The following is a 25,392-nucleotide window of genomic DNA, read 5'->3' as shown; positions in this document are numbered from 1 at the left end:
GGGTCCTGCAATGTGGTTTTTGACCACTTTGATGGATGCGTGGGAACTCGGGAGCCTCAGCATGGCCGGTACAATGGACCGCAGACGGTTTCTTCAGGCGAGCGCCGCCGCTGTGGGTTTTGCCCAGATCAATCCCGACTTCCTGGTCTCCTCGGCCTTCGCCCAATCGGGCAAGCCGCTGGTCTTCCTCTCGGCCGAGAACATCACCGGCAACTGGGACCCCACCGCCCACACCACGCTCTCGCAGAAGAACATCGAGGGCTTCGTGATGGGCTTTCTGACCCGCACGCCGATGACGCTCGATGACCCCGGCAAGGTCGTCTACGAACTCGCTACCGACATCCGGTTGCTCGATCCGCACCGCCTGCAGATCAAGCTGCGCAAGGGCGTGCAATTTCACGACGGCAAGCCGTTCGGGCCCGAGGACGTCAAGGCGACCTTCGAGTACGGCGCGGGCAAGGACCGGCCGGCGCAGTGGTATCCCGGCCCGACCGAGACGCTGACGATCACCACGCCCGACGACGAGACCGTGATCGTCGACACCTCGAAGGGCGGCTACCCCGCCCACCTCTTCATTTTCCTGGCCTCGTTCCTCCCCATCCTCTCGGCCAAGGACGTGGCCGAGGGGCCGGGCGGCGCCCTCACCCGGCGCCTGAACGGCACCGGCCCGTTCCGCTTCGTCGAGCAGCGCGGCAACGACACCGTGCTCAAGGCCCATGACGGCTATTTCCGCGGCAAGCCCGGCATTCCCGGCATCAACTTCACCTTCACCGGCGATTCGACCACGCGGATGCTGTCGCTGATGAACGGCCAGGCCTCGATCGTCGAGCGGCTCGAACCCGAGCAGGTCGAGACGGTCAAGAACAACCCGAAGATCGCGATTAACGAGGTCGTCTCGGTCGAGAACAAGTATCTCTGGTTCCGCTGCTCCAAGCCGCCCTTCAACGACGTGCGGGTGCGCATGGCCGCCTGCCACTCGATCGACCGGGCGATGCTCTTGGAGATCCTCGGCGCGGCGGGCCACGCCTCGGCCAACTTCATCTCGCCGGTGAAGTTCGGCTACGTCGATCTGAAGAACTACCCGGCCTACGACCCGGCCAAGGCCCAGGCGCTGCTGGCCGAGGCGGGTTTCCCCAAGGGCAAGGGGCTGCCGCCGCTCGAATACATCACCTCGGTCGGGTTCTACCCGAAGACCAAGGAATACGGCGAGGTCATCACCGCGATGCTCAACGAGCAGGGCTTTCCGGTGAGCCTCACGGTGCTGGAGCCGGCGGCCTGGAACGAGCGGCTCTATCACCGCCCCGGCGGCGGGCCCGGCCACATGGTCGATTGCGGCTGGTCCACCGCCTCGCCCGAGCCGGATCTGGTGCTGCGCACCCATTTCCACTCCTCCTCGCACCGCATCACCGGCATCGAGGATGCGCAGATCGACGCGAGCCTCGACAAGGAGCGCGCGGCGCCGACGCTGGAGGAGCGCAAGGCCATCCTGCAGAACGAGACGATGCCGCTGCTGGCCGCCAAGATGCCGGCGCTGTCGCTGTTCACCTCGGTGATGATCCACGCGATGCAGCAGGAGCTGAAGGGCCTCTACATCTATCCGGACGGCTCGATCGACGCCTCCAAAACCGCCTGACTGAACTTGTCCGCGCCCGGCGCGTGACCCGGCCCGCCTCCGCGGGCGGCCGGGCCCCGCCCCGTCGATTCCGTCACCGGACCCGATGCCCCGATGTTCGTTCTCAGTTTCCTCGCCCGGCGCCTCGCGCAGGGTGCGGTCATCATCTTCCTCGTCTCGCTGCTGATCTTCACCCTGCTGCGGGTGATGTCGGGCAATCCGGTGCGCCAGATGGTGGGCGGGATGGCGCCCGATTCCCTGGTGGAGCAGATCGCCACCACCATGGGCCTGCGCGATCCGATCATCGTGCAGTTCGGCCGCTACGCGGCAGGGGTGGTTCAGGGTGATCTCGGCCGCAGCTTCATGCGGCCGGCCAACGGCGCGGCGACGGGGGGCGCGAATTTCGACGATATGACCCGCGGCGAGCGGGCCGGGGTCGGCGATCTCATCCTCGACGCCCTGCCGATGACCCTGCAACTCGCCGCCCTGGCGCTCGCCATCGCCCTGGTCTTCTCGGCCTTGCTCGGGATCGCGGCCGGCCTGCGCCCCGGCGGGTTCTTCGACCGGCTCGCCTTCGCGGTCTCCTCAATCTTCATCTCGATCCCGAATTTCTGGCTCGGCATCGTGCTCGCCCTGCTCCTGTCGGTGAAGCTCGGCTGGCTGCCGGCGATCGGCTATGGCGGCTTCTCCTATACGGTGCTGCCGGCCCTGGTGCTCGCCGTCGAACTGTCGCCGGTGCTGATCCGGACGCTGTCGAGCGCGGTGGCGGCGCAGATGGGCGAGTCTTACGTCGCCGTCGGCCATGTCCGCGGCCTGTCGCGCCCGCGCATCGTCGCCGCGCATGCCCTGCGCAACGCCTCGGTGCCGCTCCTCAACCTGCTCGGCGTGCAGTTCTCCTCGCTGCTCGGGGGCGTGATCATCGTCGAATACATCTTCGACTATCCCGGCCTCGGGCTGCTGACGATCAACGCCGTGCTTCAGCGCGACTTCCCGCTGATCCAGGGCATCGCGATCGTCACCAGCGCGATCTTCGTCCTCATCAACATCCTCGTCGATCTCGCGGCGACCACCATCGATCCGAGGCTCGAATACTGATGGATGCCGTGGATTCCACCCTGGCGCTGGCTCCGCCCCGCGTCGATGTCACGGCATCGCGCTCGATCGGGCGGCGCATCCTCGGGCGCGCCGCCCGCTCCGGGGGCTTTCGCGTCGGCTTCGTCGTGCTCGCTGGGCTCGTGCTCGCCGCCGCCCTCTACCCGGAGCTCAGCGGCATCGACCCGGCGATGCGGGACATCCGGGCGCGCCTGCTGCCGCCGCTGTTCCTCGGCGACAAGTGGAGCTGGGTGCACCCCCTCGGCACCGACCAGATCGGCCGCGACATGCTGGTGCGCTGCCTCGTGGGCCTGCGCTACTCACTGCTGATCGGCGTGGCCTCGGTCGCCGTCACCGTCATCATCGGCTGCGCGCTCGGCACCGTCGCCGGCTATTTCGGCGGGCGCACCGACACGGTGATCATGCGGATCACCGACGCGCAGCTCTCGATCCCGATGATCATCCTGGCGATCGCGGTGCTCGGCGCCGACCGCCCGACGATCCCGGCGATCATCCTCGTGCTCGGCCTGTCGAACTGGCCGGTCTATGCCCGCGTCATGCGCTCGGTGGTGATGGCCGAGCGCGGGCGCGAATACGTGCGCGCCGCGCAGGTCTCTGGCGCCACGCATCCGCGCATCATCCTCACGCTGCTCGTGCCGCTGCTGGTGCCGCCGCTGCTCTTCACCTCGGTGCTCGATGTCGCGCGGATGATGATCTTCGAGTCGACGCTCGGCTTCCTCGGCCTCGGCGTGCAGCCGCCGACGCCGACCTTCGGCAGCATCATCGCCGACGGGCGCAAATACCTGCTCAACGCGTGGTGGATCGCCACCATGCCCGGCGTGTTCCTGTGCCTCACGCTCACCGGCATCAACCTGATCGGCGCCGCCTTCGAGCGTGCCCGCAACTCGATCCACGGGGGCGCCTGATGGACCCGGTGCTCTCCGTCCGCGACCTCTCCGTTGCCCTCACCCTCCCCGGGCGTGAGCGAACCATTCTCGACAGCATCAGCTTCGACGTCGCCCCGCGGGAGATCGTCGGCGTCGTTGGCGCCTCGGGAGCCGGCAAGACCGTGCTGTCGCGCGCGGTGGTCAACTGGATCACCGCCCCGCTCGCCATCCGCTCCGGCACCGTGTCCTTCCGCGGGCAGGATCTGCTGGCGCTGCCGCCGCGGGCGATGCGGCTCTTGCGCCGCGACATCGCCTATGTCGGCGCCGACCCGATGGGCGCCCTCGACCCGACCCTGCCGGTCGGGCGCCAGATCGTCGAGAAGCTGCGCGCCGTCATGCCCGAAGTGAGCCGGAAGGAGGCGCAGGCGCGCGTGATCGCCCTGCTCGATGCTGTGCGCATTCCCTCGGCCCCCGCGCGCTTCCACGATTACCCCTCGCAGTTCTCCGGCGGGATGATGCAGCGCGCGCTCATCGTCGATGCCATGGTCTCGAACCCGGCCCTGCTGGTCGCCGATAACGTGACCCAGCCTCTCGACGTGACGGTCGCCGCCCAGGTGATCCGCCTGATGCGCGAGCTCACCGAGCGCTTCGAGACCGCGATCCTGTTCGTCTCCTCCTCGCTGCCCGTGGCCCGCGAGGCGGCGAGCCGCACCCTGGTGATCGATGCCGGTCGGCTGGTCGAGGAGCAGCCGACCGAGGCGCTGATCGCGGCCCCGCGCCACGCCTATACCCGCGATCTCGTCGCGCAGATCCCGGTGATCTGGGGCGAGCGCCCGCGCCTGCCCGCGGTCCCGAAGGCCCCCGGCGCGCGGCCGCCCCAGCCGATCATCAGCCTGCGGGACGTGTCGCAGACCTACCGGGTGAAGCGGCGCGGGAGCTTTGCCGGCACGAGCGCCCTGCGGGCGGTCCGCAACGTCACCTTCGACATCGCCCAGGGCGACAGCTTCGCGGTGGTGGGCGAATCTGGCTGCGGCAAGTCCACCCTGATGCGGCTCCTGAGCCGCCTGGAACGCCCGAGCGGCGGCAGCGTCTTGTGCGAGGGTCGCGACATCGCCGGCTTGTCGGGGGCCGAACTCCTCGGATTCCGCCGCAAGCTGCAACTGGTGCTCCAAGACCCGTTCAACTCGCTGCCGCCGCGCACCGGGATCGGCGCCATGCTGGAAGCGCCGCTGCGCACCCATGGCTGGCGCGACCCGAGAAAGATCCGCGAGCGGGTGCGTGCGGTGATGGACGATGTGGGCCTCCCCGTCGCACTCTACGACGACCTGCCGCTCGGGCTCTCGGCCGGGCAGCGCCAGCGCATCAACGTCGCCCGCGCCATGGTGCTCGAGCCTCAGATCCTGCTCATGGACGAGACGCTCTCGGCCCTCGACCAGACCGAGCAGTTCAAGCTGCTGGCCCTGTTCGAGAAATTGCAGCGCACGCACGGGCTGACCTACATCTACATCAGCCACGACCTCGCGATGGTGCGCAAAGCCTGCAACCGCATCGCGGTGATGTATCTCGGCGAGGTCGTCGAACTCGCCGACAACGAGCGCCTGTTCTTCGATCCCGGCCACCCCTACACCCGCGCCCTGCTCTCGGCGATGCCGGCCCTGGAGGCGCGGCGCTACCGGCCGGAGGATTGCCTGATGGAGGGCGAGCCGCCGAGCCCGATCGACCTGCCGCAGGGCTGCGCCTTCCGCTCGCGCTGCCCGCAGGCCTTCGACGCCTGCGTTACGCATCCCCCGTTCCTCACCGTGCGCGGCGCGCACGACTTCGCCGCCTGCCACCGCGTGCCGGGCGCCGGCGCCGCCCTGCTGGCGGGCGCTGCCTGATGCCGCCCCTTCCCGAGACATCGATGACATCCATGCCCGACATGATGGCCTTCGCCCCCGTGCGGATCGACCCCGCCCGCCTCCAGTCGATGATGGAGGCGGTCTCGGCCTTCGGCGCCGGGCCGGACGGCGCCCTGACCCGCCTGACCCTGTCGCCGGAGGACGGGCAGGCGCGCGACTGGCTCGCCGCGTGGTTTTCCGCGCACGGCTTCACCCCGCGGGTCGATGCGATCGGCAACCAGTTCGGCTGTCTGGAACTGGCCGGACCCGGCGCGCCCACGGTGATGGTCGGCTCGCATCTCGACAGCCAGCCCAATGGCGGGCGCTTCGACGGCACGCTCGGCGTGCTCGCCGCCTGCGAAGCCATCCTGTCCGTGCGCGCGGCGCTCGAAGCGGCGGGCAGGACGTCGGCCTGCAACTTCACGGTCGCCAACTGGACCAACGAGGAGGGCGCCCGCTTCCAGCCGAGCCTGCTCGGCAGCAGCGTCTTCACCGGTGCCGCCGGGCTCGACTGGGCGCTGGCCCGCAGCGACGGCGACGGCGTCACCGTCGGCGAGGCCCTGTCGCGGATCGGCTATGCCGGGAGCGACGCCGTGCCGGTGCCGGACGCCTTCATCGAGCTGCATATCGAGGGCGGGCCGATCCTCGAGCGCGAGGGCCTGCGCTTCGGCGCCTTCACCCGCTACTGGGGCGCCACCAAGTACCGCCTCGCCTTCCTCGGACGCCAGGCCCATACCGGCCCGACGCCGATGGCCGAGCGGCGCGACGCACTTCTCGGCGCCGCCTACCTGATCGCCGACCTCAAGGCCATGACGGCCGATTACGGCCTCGACCTGCACACCTCCGTCGGCCGGCTCGAAGTGCGGCCGAACTCGCCCAACACCGTGCCGAGCGAGGCGGTTCTGTTCATCGAGCTGCGCTCCGGCTCTCCCGCGATCCTGGAGGAGGCCGAACTCCGGCTGAAGGCGGCCGTCGATCTGGCCGCCGCGCGCGCGGAGGTGGGTCACGAGGTGCGCGCCATCGACCGGCGCGCCGCCGGCCCGATGGCGCCGGGGCTCGTGCGGCTCGCCGAGCGCGCGGGGGCGGCCAACGGCACGACGACGCGCCACCTCGACACGATCGGCGGCCACGACGCCGTCAGCCTCTCCGCCGTCTGCCCCTCGGTGGTGCTGGCCGTGCCCTGCCGCGGCGGCGTGATGCACCACCCGACCGAGTTCACGAGCCCGGCGGATCAGGCCTTCGGCACACAGGTGCTGGCCGACATGCTGATGATCCTCACCACCGAGGGCATGGCCGCCCTCGAGACTGCGGGAGGGGACCGGTGAAGGCGCTGGGCAGACCCGAGGACGCGCCCGAGCGGCTGGCCGAGGCCGCCCTGGCGCAGGCTTTCTCCGCGCTACCCGACCTTCGGGGCAAGGCGCCGCATTACGCCGTGGCGGTGCCGGGCCTCGCCTCGCCCTCCTATCACGGGGTCGAATCCACGACGTTCCACGTTGCCGAAACCGAGGGCGCCGAACCGAGCCTGTTCCTCAAGGTCTCCGAGCCCTGCGCCGCCGCCCTGCTCGATCCCGCCGCCGCCTTCCGCGGCGCGCAGACGGTCGCTGCGCTGGGCCTCGCACCGGAACCGCTGCATTTCGCGGCGGATCAGGGCGCGATCCTGTTCCGGTGTCTCGGCCCGGATTGGCGCCCGGCCACCCTCGACAGGCTTCAGCAGCCGGACAGTATGGCCACGGTGATCGAGGCCTTCCGCCGGATCGGCGCGGGCGAAGCCTTCGGCCGGCCCTGGAACGTGTTCGACGCGATCCGTACCCTTCGCGCCCTGCTGGGGCCGGAGGCCGACGCCCTGCCGCCCGATGCGTGGTTCCTGTTCGACTGGGCCGACGCGATCGAGGCGGCGCTGACGGCCGCCGGCACGGATGTCCGCCCGGCCCATGCCGACCCGCACGCCTCCAACCTGCTGTTCGGCCCTGGCGGCGCCCTGCAACTCGTCGATTTCGACATGGCCTGCGACACCGACCCCCATTACCAGCTCGGCGCCTTCCTCAACGAGGCCTGCGCCTTCGAGGCGCCGATGAAGGCCGGCATCGAGATGGCGGAGGGTCGCTTCCGTCCGGACGTGTTCAACCGCGCCCGCGCCTATGCCGCCGCCGACGACCTGCACTGGGCCTTGCGCGCGCTGGCCATGGATCGGCTCTCGCCGCGCCGCGGGCTCGAATTTCGCAAATACGCCGCGTGGCGCTTCCTGCGCTGCCGGATGCTCGTCGGCCGGCCAGGCTTCGAGGAAACCCTGAGGGCACTGTGATGGCCCGCTCGACGACGATCATCCCGTTGCTTCCCCCTCATCCTGAGGGGCCGCGAAGCGGCCTCGAAGGGGGCTCCCGTTCCCGCGCGAACCCCGGAGCCCCCTTCGAGGCCTCCGCTTTGCTTCGGCGCCTCAGGACGAAGTTCGGAGCAAGGGCCTGATTGCGCGCGCAAAGACCTGCGGTTTCGGCCCGCCGACCGAACGAGCTGTGAGGAGACGACCATGATCGCTCTGGGCCATGCCGCCACCGAGGCCGAGCACGCCTTCGAGGCGGCCCTGCGCACCGTCCCGCGCTGGCAGGGGCGCCCGACGCGCTACCGCCCGGTGCTCGGCGGGATCAGCAACGTCAACTGGCGCGTCGAGATCGAGGGCGAGCCGCATCCCTATTTCGTCAAGATGCCGGGCCGCGGCACCGAGATGTTCATCGACCGCGCCGCCGCCCGCGCCGCCAGCCGGCAGGCGGAGGTGATCGGGCTCGGCCCCCGCACCTTCGACGACCTCGACGCCCACGGCATCGAGATCGCCGAGTTCGTGGACGGGCGCCGGCCCTCGACCAACCGCGACTTCGCCGACCCGGCCCTGCGGGCGGAGGCGATGCGCGTCTATCGCCGCTTCCACGCGGCCCCGCTCCTGCCGCTGACCAAGACCGTGTTCGACATGATCGATGAGCACGACCGGCAGGCGGCCGAACTCGGCGCGCTCCTGCCGCCGGATCAGGCCTGGCTCACCCGCCAGACCCGGCTGGCGCGGGCGGCGCTCGAAGCCTCGGGCCTCGACCTCGTGCCGTGCTTCAACGATCCGATGCCGGGCAACTTCCTCCTCGGCGAGGACGGCTCGATCCTGCTGATCGACTTCGAGTACGCCTCCAACAACGACCGGCTCTACGACATCGCGATCTGGAGCGGGGAGATGTTCTTCCCCGAAAGCGTCGATCGCGAACTAATCGAACAATATTTCGGCCGCTACGACGAGGCGCTGTTCGCGCGCCTGATGGTGCACAAGGCGCTGGCCGACGTGAAGTGGTCGACCTGGGCGATGGTGCAGAACCGGATCTCCACCCTCGACTTCGATTTCTACAAATACGGGATCTGGAAGCACATGCGCGCCCGCTCGATCATGAACGACCCGCGCTGGCCGCTCTTCCTGAAGGCGCTCTGAGCGATGGACTTGGCTTTGCCCGCGACCGACCCTCTCGCCCCGGAAACCATCCTCGCCTTTGCCGCCGAACTGGCCGAGGCCGCGCGCCCGATCGCGCTCGCCTATTTCCGCACCCCGCTCGACATCGTGACGAAGGCCGACGAGAGCCCGGTGACGTTGGCTGACCGCGCCATCGAGGTGCGCCTGCGCGGCCTGATCGAGGCGCGGTTTCCCGATCATGGCATCTTCGGCGAGGAGATGGGGGTGAAGCCCGGAGCCACGCCCGGTAGCGGCCCGGTCTGGGTGATCGACCCGATCGACGGCACCAAGAGCTTCGTCACCGGCCTGCCGCTGTTCGGCACCCTGGTCGCCTTCCTCGACGGCGGCGTACCGGTCGCTGGGCTGATCGACATGCCGGCTTTGGGCGAGCGCTGGACCGGCCTGCCGGGGCAGGCGCGGTTCGGGGCCGAGCCCGCCCGCACCAGCACCTGCCGGAGCCTGGCCGCGGCGCGCTTCTTCACCACCTCGCCCGAGGGCTTCACCGGGGCGGACGAGGCGCGCTACCGCCGCCTCAGCGCAAAGACGGCCCTGCGCCGCTTCGGCGGCGATTGCTACGCCTACGGCCTGCTGGCATCAGGCCATTGCGACCTGATCGCCGAGACCGGCCTTCAACCCTACGACTACATGGCGCTGGTGCCGGTGATCCGCGCGGCGGGCGGGGTCATCACCGACTGGGCCGGCGAAGACCTCACCCTCGCCTCCGACGGGCGGGTGCTCGCGGCGGCGACGCCGGACCTGCACGCCGAGGCTTTGGCGATCCTGCGGGCGTAGGGAGACCTGAAACCGCCGGCTTCGCCGCGTCGCGGTTTGCCAAGGGGATGTCGCTGAGGTGGAAGCGACGGGGGCCCCGCCGAACAATAATTCCCGACAGCCAGATACGGCTCGGGAGGTCCCCATGCTCGATGTGACGCCGACCCCGCTTCAGCGCCTGCTGCGCGAGCGTCGCCCCGGCTACACCCTCGCAGCCCCGTTCTACCTCAGCCCCGAGGTGTTCGAGGCCGACATGGAGATCATCTTCGGCCGCCACTGGATCTATGTCGGCGTCGAGCCCGACGTGCCGGAGGCCGGCGACGTCATGGTCGTCGAGATCGGCAAGACCTCGGTCGCGATCGTGCGCGACGACGACAACGCGATCCGCGCCTTCCACAATGTCTGCCGCCATCGCGGCGCCCGGCTCGTCCATGACGAGAAGTCCACGGTCGGCAACCTCGTCTGCCGCTACCATTCCTGGACCTACGACCTCACCGGTAACCTGATCCATGCCGAGCATATGGGTCCGGACTTCAAGAAGAGCTGCCACGGCCTCAAGCCCGTGCATATCCGCTCGCTCGCGGGCCTGCTGTTCATCTGCCTCGCCGACCAGCCCCCGGCCGATTTCGACGAGATGGCCGCAAAGCTCGGCCCCTATATCGAGCCGCACAACGTGCGCGACACCAAGGTCGCCTTCCAGAAGGACATCATCGAGCCCGGCAACTGGAAGCTGACGATGGAGAACAACCGCGAGTGCTACCATTGCGGGGCCAACCATCCCGAGCTGACCGTGCCGCTCTTCGCCTACGGCTTCGGCTTCGCGCCCGAGGAGATGGACGAGCACGACCGCGCCAACGCCGAGCGCTACGGCTGCCTGCTCAAGACCCGCCACGGCGAGTGGGAGGCGGAAGGTCTGCCGTCGAAGGAGATCGACGAGCTCGACACCATGATCACGGGCTTCCGCACCGAGCGGCTGCCGCTCGACGGCGAGGGCGAGTCCCACACCCTCGACACCAAGGCCGCCTGCAAGCGGCTGCTCGGCAACCTCACCAGCGCCAAGCTCGGTGGGCTCTCGGTCTGGACGCAGCCGAATTCCTGGCACCATTTCCTCGGCGACCACATCGTCACCTTCTCGGTGCTGCCGCTCGATGCCGAGCGCTCGCTGCTGCGCACCAAGTGGCTCGTGCACAAGGATGCGGTCGAGGGCGTCGATTACGATCTCGCCAACCTCACCGGCGTCTGGGAAGCCACCAACGATCAGGACAGCGAACTCGTCGGCATCTGCCAGCAGGGTGTCGCGAGCCCGGCCTACGAGCCCGGCCCCTACTCGCCGCATACCGAGATGCTCGTGGAGAAGTTCTGCAACTGGTATGTCGGCCGCATGGCCGCGCATCTGGGGCGCTGAGCCATGGCCCCGGCCTCCTCCGAACCGGCCGCCCGGCGGCTGGCGGCCTCCGCGCCCTGGGATGCGGAGGCCGACGACGCCTTGGTCTGCCTCGCGGTGCGCGACGAGACGCACGACGTGAAGACCTTCGTGCTGGCGCCCAAGGCGCCCCGGCTTTTCGCCTACGCCCCGGGCCAGTTCCTGACTTTCTCATTTGAGATCGGCGGCGAGACCATCCACCGCTGCTACACGATCTCCTCGGCCCCGACCCGCCCGCACGCGGTCTCGTTCACGGTCAAGCGCGTGCCCGGCGGCCCGGTCTCGAACTGGCTGCACGACACCCTCAAGCCCGGCGACACCGTGCGCGCGCTCGGACCGATGGGCGAGTTCTCCTGCTTCACCCACCCGGCCCCAAAATACCTGCTCCTGTCCGGCGGCAGCGGCGTGACGCCGATGATGTCGATGGCGCGCAGCTTCCACGATCTGGGCGAAGCCCGCGACGTCGCCTTCGTCCATTCCGCCCGCTCGCCCGCCGACATCGTGTTCCGGGGAGAGCTGGAGACGATGGCCCGGCTCGATCCCGCCTTCCACTTCCATGCGGTCTGCGAGACCGATTCCCCCAACGAGACCTGGGCGGGTCCGAAGGGCCGGCTCTCGCTCGAAACCTTGCGCGACGCCGTGCCCGACTTCCTCGAGCGCGAAGTCTTCGTCTGCGGCCCGAAGCCGTACATGGACGCGGTGCGGGCTATGCTGAGCCAAGCCGGGTTCGACATGGCCCGGCACCATCAGGAGAGCTTCGACTTCGGCGAGCTGCCGGAGGCCGAGCAGGAAGCGGCGGCGGAAGCCGAGAAGTCCCTCGACGCCGAGGCCGCGCCCGCAGGCGGCGTACGCATCTTCCGGGTGGAGTTCGCCAAGACCCGCCGCGTGCTCGAATGTCCGGAGAACGAGACGGTGCTCGACGCCGCCCGCAAGGCCGGCATCCGCCTGCCCTCCTCCTGCGCCAAGGGCCTGTGCGGCACCTGCAAGTCGAAGCTCACCGCCGGCACCGTCGCCATGACCCATGCCGGCGGCATCCGTCAGCGCGAGATCGATGCCGGCATGGCGCTCTTGTGCTGCTCGAAGCCCACCAGCGACCTCGTCATCGAGCGCTGAACGGGCGGGCTCGGCCCCGCCCGCGACCCCACGCTTTCCCCATCGCCTTCGGGAGTCGTCCCGTGATCGCCAATGCCGACGCGCTCTTGAAGCCGCTCACCATCAAGGGCCTCACCATCCGCAACCGGGTGATGTCCACGAGCCACGCCCCCGGCTACGGCCGGGACGGCAAGCCGCAGGAGCGCTACCAGCTCTACCACGCCGAGAAGGCCAAGGGCGGTATCGGTCTCACCATGTTCGGCGGCTCGTCCTCGGTTGCCGTCGACAGCCCTGCCGCACCCTGGAACCAGATCTCGGTCGCCGACGACTCGGTGATCCCGTTCTTCCAGCAGTTCTCGGACCGGGTGCACGCGCATGGCGGCAAGCTGATGATTCAGCTCACGCATATGGGCCGGCGCACCAAGTGGGACACCGAGCACTGGCTCCCCACCGTCTCGCCCTCCCCCCGGCGTGAGCCCGCCTCCCGCACCATCCCGAAGGAGATGGAAGCGGAGGACATCGCCCGCATCGTCAAGAGCTTCGCCCAGGCCGCGCGCCGTTGCCGCGAGGGCGGGCTCGACGGCTGCGAGGTCTCGGCGGCCCACGGCCACCTGATCGACCAGTTCTGGTCGCCGTCGGTCAACCAGCGCACCGACCAATATGGCGGCAGCCTGGAGAACCGGATGCGCTTCGGCATCGAGGTGCTGGAGGCGATGCGCGCGGAAGCGGGCGACGACTACGTCATCGGCATCCGCATGTCCGGCGACGAGATGATCGCCGACGGCCTCAGCCAGGACGATTGCGTCGCCATCGCCTCCGAATATGCCAAGCGTGGGCTCGTGGATTTCCTCAACATCCTCGGCGGGCAAGCGCGCGACCACATCGCCCACGCGATCTCGCTGCCGAACATGTCGTTCCCCGTGGCGCCGTTCCTGTTTCTGCCGAGCGCGATCAAGCGCGAGGTCGACGTGCCGGTCTTCCACGCTCAGCGCGTCACCGATATCGCCACCGCCGCCCGCGCGGTGGCGGAGGGCCATGTCGACATGGTGGCGATGACGCGCGCCCATATCGCCGACCCGCATCTCGTCAAGAAGCTCTCCGAGGGCCGGGCCGACGACATCCGCCAATGCGTCGGCGCCGGCTACTGCATCGACCGGATCTATGTCGGCGGCGACGCGCTCTGCATCCAGAACGCCGCCACCGGCCGCGAGGCGACGATGCCGCACGAGATCCGCAAGGCGGATGTCCGCCGCCGGGTCGTCGTGATCGGCGCCGGCCCCGGCGGGCTGGAGGCGGCCCGCGTCTGCGCCGAGCGCGGCCACGCGGTGGTGCTGTTCGAGAAGAGCGGGCAGGCCGGCGGTCAGATCGGCATCGCGGCCAAGGCCGGCTGGCGCGAGGCGATGTCGGGCATCACCCGCTGGCTGGTGGCCCAGGTGACCAAGCTCGGCGTCGATCTGCGCCTCAACACCGAGGCGATGGAAGAGGCCGTGCTCGCCGAGAAGCCCGACGTGGTCATCGTCGCCACCGGCGGCACGCCGTTCCGCGGCCACGCCAAGGGCGCCGCGCAGCACGCGGTGACCACCGCCGAGGTGCTGGCCGGCGCGGTCGAGCCCACCGGCTCGGTCCTGCTCTACGACGAGATGGGCCAGCACAACGCCGCGTCGGTGGCCGAGCAACTGGCCAAGCGCGGCTGCCTCGTCGAGATCGCCACCCATGACCGCATGGTGGCGGAGGAGGTCGGCACCACCAACCAGCCGATCCACCTGCGCGAACTCTACAAGCTCGGCGTGGTGATGAGCCCGAACCTGGAGCTGATCGAGATCTATCCGGAGGGCAACCGCTTCGTCGCGGCGTTGCGCAACACCATGACCGACGCCGAGGAGGAGCGCCTCGTCGACCGCATCGTCGTCGATCACGGCACGCTGCCGGTGGACAGGCTCTACCACGGCTTGAAGGAGGCCTCCGTCAACCACGGCCAGACCGACCCGGACGCGCTGATCCGCGGCGAGCCGCAGCCCTACGACCTGTCGCAGGGCTACGCGCTCTACCGCATCGGCGACGCGGTGGCCGGCCGCAACATCCACGCGGCGATCTACGATGCCCTGCGGCTGTGCAAGGATCTTTGATTGGGTTCCCCCTCTCCCCGCACGCGGGGAGAGGGTCGCGGGCACCCTGTCGTGCCTGCGGGAAGCGGAGGCGAAGCCGGAGCGGCGGTGAGGGGGCAGCTCAGGATGAGCCTCCTCCGGCCAGGCCCCCTCACCCTCGGCTGCCGCCTCGTCGCGCCGACGACAGGGTCGTCGCGACCCTCTCCCCGCGTGCGGGGAGAGGGGATGTACGGTCCTCGTAAGCCCCGTCCGGAACTGTCGCCCAAGCCCGTAGGCCCACCGTCAATGACCAGCTTCGTGCCCCTGACCACGGTGTTTCCCGGCCTCGTCTGGCTGATGGCGGCGCTCGCCCTCGTTCAGGGACTGCGCCGCGCCGCCCTCTGGCGCGTCGGCGCCGCCGCGCCGGTGGCGTGGCTCGACGGGCTCGCCAAGCTGCCCCGGCGCTACCTCGTCGACGTCCACCACGTCGTGGCGCGCGACGCCTACGCCTCGCGCATGCACGCGGTCGTGGCCGGCGGCCTGATCGCGGCCTCGATCCTCACCGCGCTGGCGATCCTGCCGCCGCTGGCCGATTTCCGGCCCTACTGGTTCCTCGTGGCGCTCGCCTTCGGCGTGACCGCGATCGGCTCGCTGCTCGTCGGCGCCCGGCGCTACCCGGCCAAGCCGAAGCGCCTCTCTGCCGGCCGCTTCCAGATCCTGCCGTTCCTCCTCGTCGCCTACGCCGTCGGCGGGACGATCACCGCCCTCATACTCGCGCTCGGCGGCGGCGGTGGCCTGTTCGGCTCCGTTGCGCTCGCCCTCGCGGCGGCCGGCGGGCTCGGCCTCGCCTTCGAGGTGCGCCACGGCCCGATGCGCCACGCGGCGGCCGGCGCGCTCCACCTCGTCGCCCATCCCCGGCCCGGCCGGTTCGAGGGCCGCCCCGACACCGCGCTCCAGCCGCTCGACCTCGACGCGCCCCGCCTCGGTTCGGAGATGCCGGCCGATTTCACCTGGAACCGGCTCCTGTCCTACGACGCCTGCGTGAGCTGCGGGCGCTGCGAGACCGCCTGCCCGGCCTTCGCCGCCGGCCAGCCGCTGAATCCGAAGAAACTGATTCAGGATCTCGTCGCCGGCCTCTCGCCGGCCGAGCCCGCCTATGCCGGCAATCCCTATCCCGGCGGCCGGGCGGCGGAGGGCGCGCGCGGGGCGTTGGCTCGGCTGGTCGGGCCGGATGCGCGCATCCATCCCGACACGCTGTGGTCCTGCACTACCTGCCGCGCCTGCGTCGAGGAATGCCCGATGATGATCGAGCACGTCGACGCCGTGGTCTCCCTGCGCCGGCACGAGACTCTGGAGCGCGGGGCGCTGCCCGAGAAGGCCGTCGTCCCGGTGACGGAGCTGCGCCAGTCCGGCGATCCCGGCGGGCGCCCGCTGGCCTCGCGCACCGACTTCGCCGCCGGGCTCGACCTGCCGCGGATCGCAGAGCGTGAGCCGGTCGATGTCCTGCTCTGGCTCGGCGAGGGCGCCTACGACCTGCGCTATGGCCGCTCTTTGCGGGCGCTGATCCGGCTCCTGCGCGAGGCGCAAGTCGATTTCGCGGTGCTGGGCGCGGAGGAGCGCGACACCGGCGACCTCGCCCGGCGGCTCGGCGACGAGGCGACCTTCCAGGCACTGGCGCGGGAGAACATCGCGACGCTGGGCCAATACCGCTTCAAGCGGATCGTCACCGCCGACCCGCACGCGCTGCATGTCCTGCGCAACGAGTACCCGGCCTTCGGTGGCCACTACACCGTGACCCACCACACCGCCCTCCTGCTGGAGCTGATCCGGGCGGGCAAGCTCAATCCGGGCCGTCTGCCCGACCTCTCGGTCACCTATCACGACCCCTGCTACCTCGCCCGCTACAACGGGGAGACCGAGGCGCCCCGCGCGGTGCTCGACGCGATCGGCGTCACCCGCCGTGAGATGACCCGGTCCGGGCGCCGGGCGATGTGCTGCGGCGGCGGCGGCGGCGCGCCGGTGAGCGACGTGCCGGGCGAGCGGCGTATCCCCGACATCCGCATGGCCCAGGCGGCCGAGACCGGCGCCGGGATCGTCGCCGTCGCCTGCCCCTCCTGCACGGCGATGCTGGAAGGCGTGACCGACCGCAAGGCGGAGATCCGCGACGTGGCCGAACTCCTGCTCCAGGCGGTGGAGGCGGGCCGATGAGCCGCCCGCGCCGAGACCCACGGGCCGAGCGGGCGGCGAGCGTCGTCGCCGGCGAGGGCCCCCGCCCGCGCTACGACCGCGCCCATCGTGCGACCGGCTCCGGCCGGCCCCGCCGCGACCCGCGGGCCGAGCGCGCGGCGCAGCGAATCGGGGGCCTTGCGCGGGCGCGCTACGATCTCAGCCAGATCGGCCGCACTGTCGGCGAGGCTGTCACAGCTACGCCCCGGACCGCACCCGCGGCGGAGGCGCCGAAGACGATCATTGTCGAGACGCTCGCCTTCCTCGTCGCGGTGGTGCCAGACGCCCCCGGCGGCCGCCTCTCCAGCCATGACCGGCAGGTGATCGGCGCGGCGCGCGCGCTCGCCGGGCGTGAGGGCGCCGTCGCGGTCATCGTGGAAGGGGAGTGCGAGGGGCTGGGTGCGGCCGGTGCCGACCGGATGCTCCGGCTCGAGCGCGCGGAGGGCTACGACCCGGCAGGCCGGGCCGCCCGCATCGAGGCCGCGCTCGCAGGCGTCGGGGCACGCCACGTCCTGTTCCCGGAATCGCTCGATGGCGGCGATCTCGCCCGCCGCGTCGCGGTGGGTCTCGGTGAGGCGCTGTTCACCAATGCCGAGGTGGTGGCCGCCAAGGGTCTGGTCCGCCCGGCCCGGGCCGCCGGGTCGAGCAGAGCCTCGCTCCGCCCCGCCTCGCCACCGTGGCACCGGACGCGGTCGCCGACTATGCCGGCCCGCCGCGGGAGGCGCGCGCCCTACCCTACGAAGGGTCCGCGCTGGAAACCCCGAAACACATCGTCTCGGCGACACGCATCCCGGCCGATCCCGCGACGGTGCCGCTCTCGCTCGCCGAGTTCGTGGTGTCGGCCGGCAACGGCCTCTCCGATCTCGACACCTTCCGCCAGGTGGTGAGTGCGCTGCACGCGACACCCGGCGCCAGCCGCGTGCTGTGCGATTCCGGGCTGATGCCGCGCCACACCCAGGTCGGCGCCTCGGGCACGGTGCTCGCGGCGACCTGCTACTTCGCGCTCGGCATCTCCGGCGCGCCGCAGCACCTCCAGGGTGTGGCCGGCTGCGAGCATGTGGTGGCGGTCAACACCGATCTCCACGCGGCGATGATCGAGCGGGCCGGCCTTGCCGTGGTGCAGGACGCGCAAGCCGTGATGCCGGCCCTGCTGCGGCTGCTGGCGGAAGAGGCCGCCGGGTCGGGGAAGGCGTCATGAGAATCGTGGTCCTTCTCTCCGCCGGGCTGCATCCGGTCTCCGGGGCGTCCGTGCTGCCGCGGCTCGAAGCGCAGGCGATCCGCATGGCTGCCGGGCTCGGCGCAGGGTCCGAGACCTTCGGCCTGCATGCCGGGCCGGATGCCGCCGCCCTCGCCGAGGCGCTGGGCCAGGGCTTGCCCCGGATCGAGCACATCCGGATCGCGGCCGGCGACGACCCGGTGCCCGCGCTCGCCGCGCGGCTCGCCGAGATTGCCCCCGACCTGATCCTGGCCGGACGGCGCAGCCAGGGCGGCGAGGAGAGCGGCCTCGTGCCCTACGCCTTGGCCCGCGCCCTCTCGCGACCCCTCGTATCCGACGTGGTCGCGGCGGCGCCCGACGCGGAGGGCGCCCTGCGCCTCGATCAGAGCCTCGGGCGGGGCGCCCTGCGCCGGGTGGTGGTGTGGGGGCCGGTCGTCGTCACCTGCCATCCGGACGCCCCCGCCCCCCTTGCCTACGCCTATGGCCGCGCCCGCCGCGGGCGCGTCGAGGCGCTGGCCGTCGCGCCGGCATCACTTCCGGCTCTCGCCTTGGCAGTGGAGGAGCGGCCCTATCGCCGCCGGCCCAAGATCGTGAAGGGCGCGCCCGCGGGCGGCTCGGCGGCGGAACGGCTGAAGGCGGCCACCGGCGAGGGTGGCTCGGCCGCGAGCGGCCGGCTCCTGGTCGAGCCCGATCCCGAGGACGCCGCCCGCGAGATCCTGGCCTATCTCCGGCAGATCGGCGTGCTCGCCCCGCCGGCGGAACCGAAGACCTGAGGAAAGCGAAACGATGCCCCTGAGCCCGGACGACCTGCTGACGCGGCTGCGCGAGCGCGGCATCGCCTACAAGCTCTACGAGCACGAAGCCGTGCTCACCGTCGAGGCGATGATGGCGATCTGCGGCGACATCGCCGGCGCCCACACCAAGAACCTGTTTCTGCGCGACGGGAAGAAGACCTACTTCCTCGTCACGCTCCAGCATGACGCGCAGGTCGATCTGAAGGCGTTCCGCGCCGTGCTCGGTGCCCGCGGCGGCCTGTCCTTCGCGAGCCCAGATGTCTTGCGCGAACAGCTCGGGGTCGAGAGCGGGGCCGTGTCGCCGCTGGCAGCGCTCAACGCTGCGCCGGGCAGCGTGCGGGTGTTCCTTCAGGACAGCCTGCTGGCGGAGACGCGGGTCAACATCCATCCGCTCGTCAGCACCCGCACGCTCTCGCTCGTCCCGGCCGATCTCGTGGAGGTTCTGCGGGCCGAGGGGTACGAGCCCACGGCGGTCGCCCTGCCGGAGAGCGCGGCGGCCTGAAGGCCGTCAGAGCCTGTTCGATGTGCGATGGCAGCAAACGCAGGCCGTGTTCTCTTCCCGTCCGCGCCCTCATCCTGAGGTGCCGGAGCAAAGCGGAGGCCTCGAAGGAGGGCTCCAGAGAGCACGGCGATCACTGGAACTCTCCTTCGAGGCTCGCTGGCGCGAGCACCTCAGGATGAGGGCGCGGGTGGGGTCGCGCAAAAGTGCCTCACACGATGCCCGGTCGCGGATTGTCCCCGCTTCCGCGCTGACGGCGCAGCGGGCGTCGTGAGAGACATTCGATCGGTCACGGCAAACCGGCGCTCAGGCGCGCTGGATGGCCATCGGGAAGGCGAAGGACAGGAACAGCGTCTCGCTGGCCTTCGCCTCGAGCGGAGCCGGCTCGATGCGGGAGCGCAGACCCGGCAACGCGGCCCGGCTCAGCCCGATATCGGCCAGAGCCGCATCGCTGAGGTCCATCAGAGCCTCTTCATCCGCCCGAACGCGGAGCCGGGCGCGAACACTTTCGAAAACCTTGCCGAACATGAGATGAGCCTCGATCGCGCCGTCGTTGATCAAGACGAGGACGGCCCGCGTCGGAACTCGTATGATCCTTCCTCTGTCCCCGGAGGAGCGCGGAAGCTTGGGAGCAGACTTGCTCCATGCGCATGCATTGAGCAGGAAGGCCCAAAATTTAGCGAATTGCTCACCTGTTTTGCATGAAGCCGCCCGTCTGGCCGAGCGTTGCCGGCGGCGCGCCGCCCTGCCGGAGAGCGGAATCGACGCAAAAAACCCCTCTTCCGGGGCCGGAAGAGGGGTTGCGGGATCGGTCGGTGCCGGTGTGATCGGGAAAGGGCCGACACGGGTCCGATCGGCGCTTCGTGCAGCGGAGGGGCGCCGCGCGCGCCGCTGCGGCGTGCCGTAAGGCACGCGCCCCATGCCGGCCGGCCCCACTCGCGATGGCGGGCGCGATGCCTCAGCAGGCGGCGACGTTGACGGCGAGCCCCCCGAGCGAGGTTTCCTTGTACTTGGCCTGCATGTCGTGGCCGGTCTGGCGCATGGTCTCGATCACCTCGTCGAGGCTCACCCGGTGCTGGCCGTCGCCGCGCAGCGACAGCGAGGCCGCCACCACCGCCTTGTTGGCGCCAAAAGCGTTGCGCTCGATGCAGGGCACTTGGACGAGGCCGGCGATCGGGTCGCAAGTCATGCCGAGATGGTGCTCCATGGCGATCTCGGCGGCGTTCTCGATCTGGAAGGCCGAGCCGCCGAGCGCGGCGGTGAGCCCCGCCGCCGCCATCGCCGCGGCCGAGCCGACCTCGCCCTGGCAGCCGACCTCCGCGCCCGAGATCGAGGCGCGGGCCTTGATCAGCCCGCCGATGGCGGCGGCGGTGAGCAGGAACTCGCGCCCGCGCTCGTCGCTCCAATCGGGGCAGAAGTCGCGGGTGTAGCGCAGCACCGCCGGGACGATGCCGGCCGCGCCGTTGGTCGGTGCCGTCACCACCCGGCCGCCCGAGGCGTTCTCCTCGTTGACGGCGAGCGCGTAGAGGCTGATCCAATCCATGATCTCGTGGGCCGGGCGGCTGTTGGCGAGCTTCGTCGCCTCCAGCGACTCGTAGAGCCGCTTGGCGCGCCGCCGCACCCGCAGGCCGCCGGGCAACTCGCCGTCCATGCGCAGGCCGCGCTCGATGCAGGCGAACATCGCGTCGCGGATCGCGTCGAGGCCGGCATCGATCTCTTCGCGCGGGCGCAGGGTCAGCTCGTTGGCGAGCTGGATCTGCGGGATCGTCAGCCCGGTGCGCAGGGTCAGGTCGAGGAGTTCGCGCCCGCTGCCGAAGGCGAGCGGGGGCGGCACGCACTCCGCATGACCCGCCGCGGCGGCTTCCGCCTCCGCGGCGGTGACGACGAAGCCGCCGCCGACCGAGTAGAAGATCTGGTCCTCGATCAGCGCATCCCCGGCATCGTAGGCGCGAAAGCGCATGCCGTTGGTGTGCAGCGGCAGGATGTCCTTGAAGTTGAAGACGAGGTCGCGCTCGGGCTCGAAATGGACGCCGGGAATGCCGAGATCGCCGGTGCGGCGCAGTTCATCGGCGAGCGGCGCCGTCCGATCCGGGTCGATGGTGGAGGGCGCGTGGCCCATGAGCCCGAGCAGGATCGCCACGTCGGTGCCGTGGCCGCGCCCGGTCCAGGCGAGCGAGCCGTAGATCTCGGCGCTCACCCGGGTGATGCCGCCGCGGGCGAGTACGGTCTCGCGGAACCGGCGCCCGGCGATCATCGGCCCGACGGTGTGGGAGCTCGACGGACCGATCCCGATCTTGAACAGATCGAAGGTGCTGATCATCGGGTCCGTTGCTCTCTCAAAAGGCGGCTCTCCCCGACATGGATGCAAGTTCGGGGGAGATGCGCGTCATGGCAGGGTGCCGGGGCCGCGCGGGAGCCATAAGGACGAGATGGGCTCGCCGCCAACGTGTATCAATCCTGCATCAATGCGCGGCGGACCCTTCGACCCCGAAGACGGCCTCATTGAGGAAGCCGTGGACGTAGGTCGAGAACGAGCGCCAGCACTCGACGCGGTAGAGCGGTGCGGCGGTGGCGCGGATCAGCACTATCTCGGCCTTGCCGAGCAGGGTGCGGGTGGCGCTGCCCGGCGGGAAGGCGGTCTCGGACAGGTCGAGCGGGCAGCCGGCATTGAGCACCGCCGCGGCCTGCCGGCCCGAGACGTCGATGCCGACATTGCGGTGCGAGACGTCGACCAGCGAGTGGGGCAGCCCGGCGAGCGCCTCGTGGATGCGGCCCTGGAGCAGGTCGGCATCGGCCTCGGGACCGCCGACGAGCCACTCGTCGGGCCCGAGGCGGGCGAGCCAGACCTCGCCGTCGGTGCCGACCGTGTTGATCGGCGCATCGAGCGCGAGCCCGGCGAGCTTCGGCGCGGTGCCGGCGGCGAGCCGCGCCCGCAGGGAGAAGCGCGCCTCGGCGCCCGCGGGCCGGACCGAGACGCCCGAGCCGGCGGGGGCAGAGCGGGACAGAGCGCCGAGCGGCAGGGCGCGGGCGGCGCGGTAGCGGGTCTCAAGCATTGATGCGCTCCCCCTGGACGTCGAAGAAGACCGGTTCGCAGACGGTGACGCGGGTGAACCCGTCCGGCGTGGTGACGAAGAGATGGCCGTTCATCCGCTCGCGTCCGCCCTCGACCAGGGCCAGCGCGATGGAGCGGCCGCAATTGGCGCTCCAGTAGCTCGACGTGACGTGGCCGAGCATGCGCATCGGGATCGGCTGATGGGTATCGGTGACGATCTGCGCGCCCTCGTCGAGGACGAGCTTGGGATCGTCGGTCATGAGGCCGACGAGCTGCTTGCGGCCGGTGGCGACCACGTCGGGGCGCGCTAGCGAGCGCTTGCCGACGAAGTCCCCCTTGGCCTTCGGGATCATGCCGGCCATGCCGACATCGTCCGGGGTCACCGTGCCGTCGGTCTCCTGGCCGACGATGATGTAGCCCTTCTCGGCGCGCAGCACGTGCATCGTCTCGGTGCCGTAGGGCGTGATGCCGTGGGCCCGGCCCGCCTCGAACACCGCCTCCCAGACCGCGCGGGCGTGGTCGGCGGGCACGTTGATCTCGAAGCCGAGTTCACCGGTGAACGACACCCGGAACAGCCGGGTCGGCACGCCGCAGATCGTCCCTGAGCGCATCGCCATGTGCGGAAAAGCGTCCGGCGAGAGGTCGATGCCGTCGACGAGCGGCGCGATCACGGCGCGGGCCTTCGGGCCCTGGAGCGCGATCACCGCCCATTGCTCGGTGGTCGAGGTCAGGAACACTTCGAGCTCCGGCCACTCGGTCTGGAGGTAGTCCTCCATGTGGCCGAGCACCCGCGCCGCGCCGCCGGTCGTGGTGGTGACGTGGAAGCAGGTGTCCGAGACGCGGGCGACGACGCCGTCGTCGAGGATGTAGCCGTCCTCCTTGAGCATCAGCCCGTAGCGGCAGCGGCCCGGCGCGAGCTTGGTCCAGGGGTTGATGTAGAGGCGGTTCATGAACTCGGCCGCATCCCGGCCGACGATCTCGATCTTGCCGAGCGTCGAGGCGTCGAAGATGCCGACGCCCTCGCGCACCGCCTTGCACTCGCGGGCGACCGCCGCGTGCAGGTCCTCGCCGGCCTTCGGGAAGTACCAGGCGCGCCGCCACAGGGCGACGTTCTCGAACAGGGCGCCGTGGGCCTCGGCCCATTCGTGGATCGGCGTGGTGCGGATCGGATCGAACAGGGCGTGGCGGGCGGGGCCCACCAGCGCACCGAAGGTCACCGGGGTATAGGGCGGCCGGAAGGTCGTGGTGCCGACGGCGGGCAGCGCCTTGTCGAGCTGCCCGGCGACGATGCCGAGCGCGTTCATGTTCGAGGTCTTGCCCTGGTCGGTTGCCATCCCGGTCGTGGTGTAGCGCTTGACGTGCTCGATCGATTGGAAGCCCTCGCGCACCGCGAGCTTGATGTCCTTGGCGGTGACGTCGTTCTGGTAATCGACGAAGGCGCGGACCTTGGTCGGGTTCGCGTCGGTGGGCATGATCCGCACTGGCTGGAAACCGGTCAGTGTCTCCGTCGCCCTGAAGTCCTGCCGTGCGTCGGAACCCGCCGCGGCGGCACCGGCGGCGAAGCCGTCCGCGAGGCAGGCGGCGAGGTCGTAGCTGCCGCGGGCCGCGCCCGCCGAGCGCTCTTCTTGCGCCGAGCGGCTCGGCACGAAGGCATCGATGCCCTCATCGTAGGCGAGCTTGCCGCGGGACTGCGAGAACAGGTGGACGGCGGGCGTCCAGCCGCCGGACATGCCGACGCAGTCGCAAGCGAGAATGCGACGGCCGCCGCACCGGCCGTCGCTCCCGACAGGCGCCACGATGAGACCCGTGACGCGCTTCCGGCCCTTCGATCCGACCACGGTGTGGCCGGTCAACACTTCGACTCCGGCGCTGCGCAGGCGTGCCAGCTCCGGTCCGCAATCCGCTTCCAGACGCAGATCGACGAGAGTGACGTCGAGGCCCGCCGCACGCGCATCGAGCGCGGCTTGGTAGGCGGAGGCGCCGCTCGTGGCGAAGACGAGCTTGCGGCCCGGCGCCACGCCGTAACGGTTGAGGAAGACCCGCACGCTCTCGGCGAGCAGGATGCCCGGCCGGTCGTTGTCGGCGAAGACGAGGGGGCGCTCGTGGGAGCCGCCAGCGAGCACGACCTGCTCCGCCCGCACCTGCCACAGGCGCTCGCGGGGCGCTTGGCCCGCGGCGGAGGATAGGTGGTCGGTGACGCGCTCGGTCATCGCCACGTGGTTGTGGTTGTAATAGCCGAAGGCGGTGGTGCGGGGCAGCAGGATGACGTTCTCGCGGGCATCGAGCTCGGCCAGCGTTTCGGCGAGCCAATCCGCCGCGGGGCGTCCGTCGATCTGCGAGGTCGTGTCGTGCAGGAGCGTGCCGCCGGGCTCCGCGCCCTCGTCGGCCAGGATCACCCGCTTGCCGGTGCGCGCCGCGGCGAGCGCGGCGGACAGACCCGCCGGGCCGGCGCCGACGATCAGCACGTCGCAATGGGCGTGGCGGTTGGCGTAGCGGTCGGGATCGGCCACCGTCGGCGCCTTGCCGAGACCGGCGGCGGCGCGGATGAACGGCTCGTAGACCCGGTCCCAGAACTTCCGGGGCCACATGAAAGTCTTGTAGTAGAAGCCCGCCACGAAGACCGGCGAGAGGAGGTCGTTGACCGCGCCGACGTCGAATTCGAGCGACGGCCAATGGTTCTGCGAGGTCGTGCGCAGGCCCGAGCGCGCCTCGATCACGGAGGCGCGGTTGTTCGGATCGATCCGGCCGGGCCCGCGATCGACCGACAGCAGCGCGCTCGGCTCGTCGGGGCCGTGGCTCAGGATGCCGCGGGGGCGGTGGTACTTGAACGAGCGCCCGACGAGGTGGATGCCGTTGGCCAGCAGTGCCGAGGCGACGGTGTCGCCGGCGAATCCGTGGACCGGCTTGCCGTTGAACTCGAAGACGATGGGGCGGGTGCGGTCGATGCGTCCGCCGCGGGACAATCTGAACGGCTGTGCCATCTCACGCCCTCGTCTCGCTCTTGGTGGATTGGGTGGGCTTCGCCCCCATCGGATAGGTCTCGACGAAGCGGTCGCTGATCGTGTCGCGCAGTGCGTTGAACCAGCGCCCGCAGCCGTGAACGTGGCACCAGCGCTCGGCATGCACGCCCTTGGGGTTGGCGCGCACGAACAGGTGCTCGCTCCAGGCGCCGTCATCGACGGTCATCGGGTCGGTGGGCCGCGCGATATGGGCTTGGCCGCCGCACCGGAACTCGGTCTCGGGCCGTTTGCCGCAATGGGGGCAGGCGATCAGCAGCATGGGTCTGGCT

General features: G+C 70.6%; 19 protein-coding genes and 1 pseudogene. 15 read left to right on the top strand and 5 right to left on the bottom strand.

The features are described from left to right. Positions 1-61: 61 nt before the first annotated feature. The 15 genes and pseudogenes from MSPGM_RS18930 (at position 62) to MSPGM_RS18860 (ending at position 19,054) form a co-directional block, all read left to right on the top strand. Positions 62-1,633, top strand: coding sequence for an ABC transporter substrate-binding protein (locus MSPGM_RS18930; protein WP_015823949.1), 1,572 nt, complete (start codon positions 62-64; stop codon positions 1,631-1,633). Between the two features lie 93 nt (positions 1,634-1,726). Continuing rightward, positions 1,727-2,707 carry an ABC transporter permease gene (locus MSPGM_RS18925; protein ID WP_056112828.1) on the top strand — a complete coding sequence of 327 codons (981 nt, stop codon included), beginning with the start codon at positions 1,727-1,729 and terminating at the stop codon, positions 2,705-2,707. After that, on the top strand, positions 2,707-3,630 hold the full coding sequence (locus tag MSPGM_RS18920) for an ABC transporter permease (RefSeq protein ID WP_261925882.1): 924 nt from the start codon (positions 2,707-2,709) through the stop codon (positions 3,628-3,630). Before MSPGM_RS18925 ends, MSPGM_RS18920 begins: the two co-directional genes overlap by 1 nt. Continuing rightward, the gene (locus MSPGM_RS18915) at positions 3,630-5,468 is read left to right on the top strand and encodes an ABC transporter ATP-binding protein (RefSeq protein ID WP_261925881.1); all 1,839 of its coding nucleotides are present in this window, start codon (positions 3,630-3,632) and stop codon (positions 5,466-5,468) included. Before MSPGM_RS18920 ends, MSPGM_RS18915 begins: the two co-directional genes overlap by 1 nt. Before the next feature lie 32 nt (positions 5,469-5,500). Then, on the top strand, positions 5,501-6,793 hold the full coding sequence (locus MSPGM_RS18910; protein WP_261926412.1) for a Zn-dependent hydrolase: 1,293 nt from the start codon (positions 5,501-5,503) through the stop codon (positions 6,791-6,793). After that, positions 6,790-7,770 (top strand): aminoglycoside phosphotransferase family protein, encoded by a 981-nt coding sequence (locus MSPGM_RS18905; RefSeq protein WP_261925880.1) that lies wholly within the window; start codon positions 6,790-6,792, stop codon positions 7,768-7,770. Before MSPGM_RS18910 ends, MSPGM_RS18905 begins: the two co-directional genes overlap by 4 nt. 222 nt (positions 7,771-7,992) lie before the next feature. After that, positions 7,993-8,928, top strand: a complete 936-nt coding sequence (locus MSPGM_RS18900; RefSeq protein ID WP_015952000.1) for a phosphotransferase — start codon at positions 7,993-7,995, stop codon at positions 8,926-8,928. A gap of 3 nt (positions 8,929-8,931) precedes the next feature. Continuing rightward, positions 8,932-9,738, top strand: coding sequence for an inositol monophosphatase family protein (locus tag MSPGM_RS18895; protein ID WP_261925879.1), 807 nt, complete (start codon positions 8,932-8,934; stop codon positions 9,736-9,738). Between the two features lie 124 nt (positions 9,739-9,862). Continuing rightward, a complete protein-coding gene (locus MSPGM_RS18890) occupies positions 9,863-11,122 on the top strand; it encodes an aromatic ring-hydroxylating oxygenase subunit alpha (protein WP_003605821.1) in 1,260 nt (419 codons plus the stop codon). A gap of 3 nt (positions 11,123-11,125) precedes the next feature. Continuing rightward, a complete protein-coding gene (locus MSPGM_RS18885; protein ID WP_261925878.1) occupies positions 11,126-12,253 on the top strand; it encodes a hybrid-cluster NAD(P)-dependent oxidoreductase in 1,128 nt (375 codons plus the stop codon). 62 nt (positions 12,254-12,315) lie between these two features. Beyond that, on the top strand, positions 12,316-14,358 hold the full coding sequence (locus tag MSPGM_RS18880) for an NADH:flavin oxidoreductase (protein WP_261925877.1): 2,043 nt from the start codon (positions 12,316-12,318) through the stop codon (positions 14,356-14,358). 264 nt (positions 14,359-14,622) lie between these two features. After that, positions 14,623-16,524 (top strand): (Fe-S)-binding protein, encoded by a 1,902-nt coding sequence (locus MSPGM_RS18875; protein WP_238508395.1) that lies wholly within the window; start codon positions 14,623-14,625, stop codon positions 16,522-16,524. After that, a pseudogene (locus MSPGM_RS18870) lies at positions 16,521-17,740 on the top strand (electron transfer flavoprotein subunit alpha/FixB family protein). The gene MSPGM_RS18875 and the pseudogene MSPGM_RS18870 overlap by 4 nt, the downstream one beginning before the upstream one ends. Next, positions 17,737-18,531, top strand: a complete 795-nt coding sequence (locus tag MSPGM_RS18865) for an electron transfer flavoprotein subunit beta (RefSeq protein ID WP_261925876.1) — start codon at positions 17,737-17,739, stop codon at positions 18,529-18,531. Before MSPGM_RS18870 ends, MSPGM_RS18865 begins: the two are co-directional and overlap by 4 nt. Before the next feature lie 13 nt (positions 18,532-18,544). Further along, positions 18,545-19,054 carry a prolyl-tRNA synthetase associated domain-containing protein gene (locus MSPGM_RS18860; protein ID WP_261925875.1) on the top strand — a complete coding sequence of 170 codons (510 nt, stop codon included), beginning with the start codon at positions 18,545-18,547 and terminating at the stop codon, positions 19,052-19,054. 303 nt (positions 19,055-19,357) lie between these two features. Here the strand turns inward: MSPGM_RS18860 and MSPGM_RS18855 are convergent, their stop codons facing one another. The 5 genes from MSPGM_RS18855 to MSPGM_RS18835 all read right to left on the bottom strand — a co-directional run bounded on the left by MSPGM_RS18855 (position 19,358) and on the right by MSPGM_RS18835 (position 25,382). Further along, complete coding sequence (locus MSPGM_RS18855) at positions 19,358-19,513, bottom strand: hypothetical protein (RefSeq protein WP_261925874.1); 156 nt, start codon at positions 19,511-19,513, stop codon at positions 19,358-19,360. A gap of 496 nt (positions 19,514-20,009) precedes the next feature. Further along, entirely contained in the window at positions 20,010-21,371 is a 1,362-nt protein-coding gene (locus MSPGM_RS18850) for an L-serine ammonia-lyase (protein WP_003607062.1), read from the bottom strand. A 142-nt stretch (positions 21,372-21,513) separates the two neighbouring features. Next, on the bottom strand, positions 21,514-22,104 hold the full coding sequence (locus MSPGM_RS18845) for a sarcosine oxidase subunit gamma (protein ID WP_015857260.1): 591 nt from the start codon (positions 22,102-22,104) through the stop codon (positions 21,514-21,516). Continuing rightward, positions 22,097-25,084, bottom strand: a complete 2,988-nt coding sequence (locus tag MSPGM_RS18840; protein ID WP_261925873.1) for a sarcosine oxidase subunit alpha family protein — start codon at positions 25,082-25,084, stop codon at positions 22,097-22,099. Before MSPGM_RS18840 ends, MSPGM_RS18845 begins: the two co-directional genes overlap by 8 nt. Position 25,085: 1 nt before the next feature. After that, the gene (locus MSPGM_RS18835; RefSeq protein WP_056112777.1) at positions 25,086-25,382 is read right to left on the bottom strand and encodes a sarcosine oxidase subunit delta; all 297 of its coding nucleotides are present in this window, start codon (positions 25,380-25,382) and stop codon (positions 25,086-25,088) included. Positions 25,383-25,392 lie beyond the last annotated feature (10 nt).

Source organism: Methylorubrum sp. GM97 (genome assembly GCF_024347855.1).
Classification (GTDB): domain Bacteria; phylum Pseudomonadota; class Alphaproteobacteria; order Rhizobiales; family Beijerinckiaceae; genus Methylobacterium; species Methylobacterium extorquens.
This window is presented reverse-complemented; position numbering and strand designations above follow the sequence as displayed.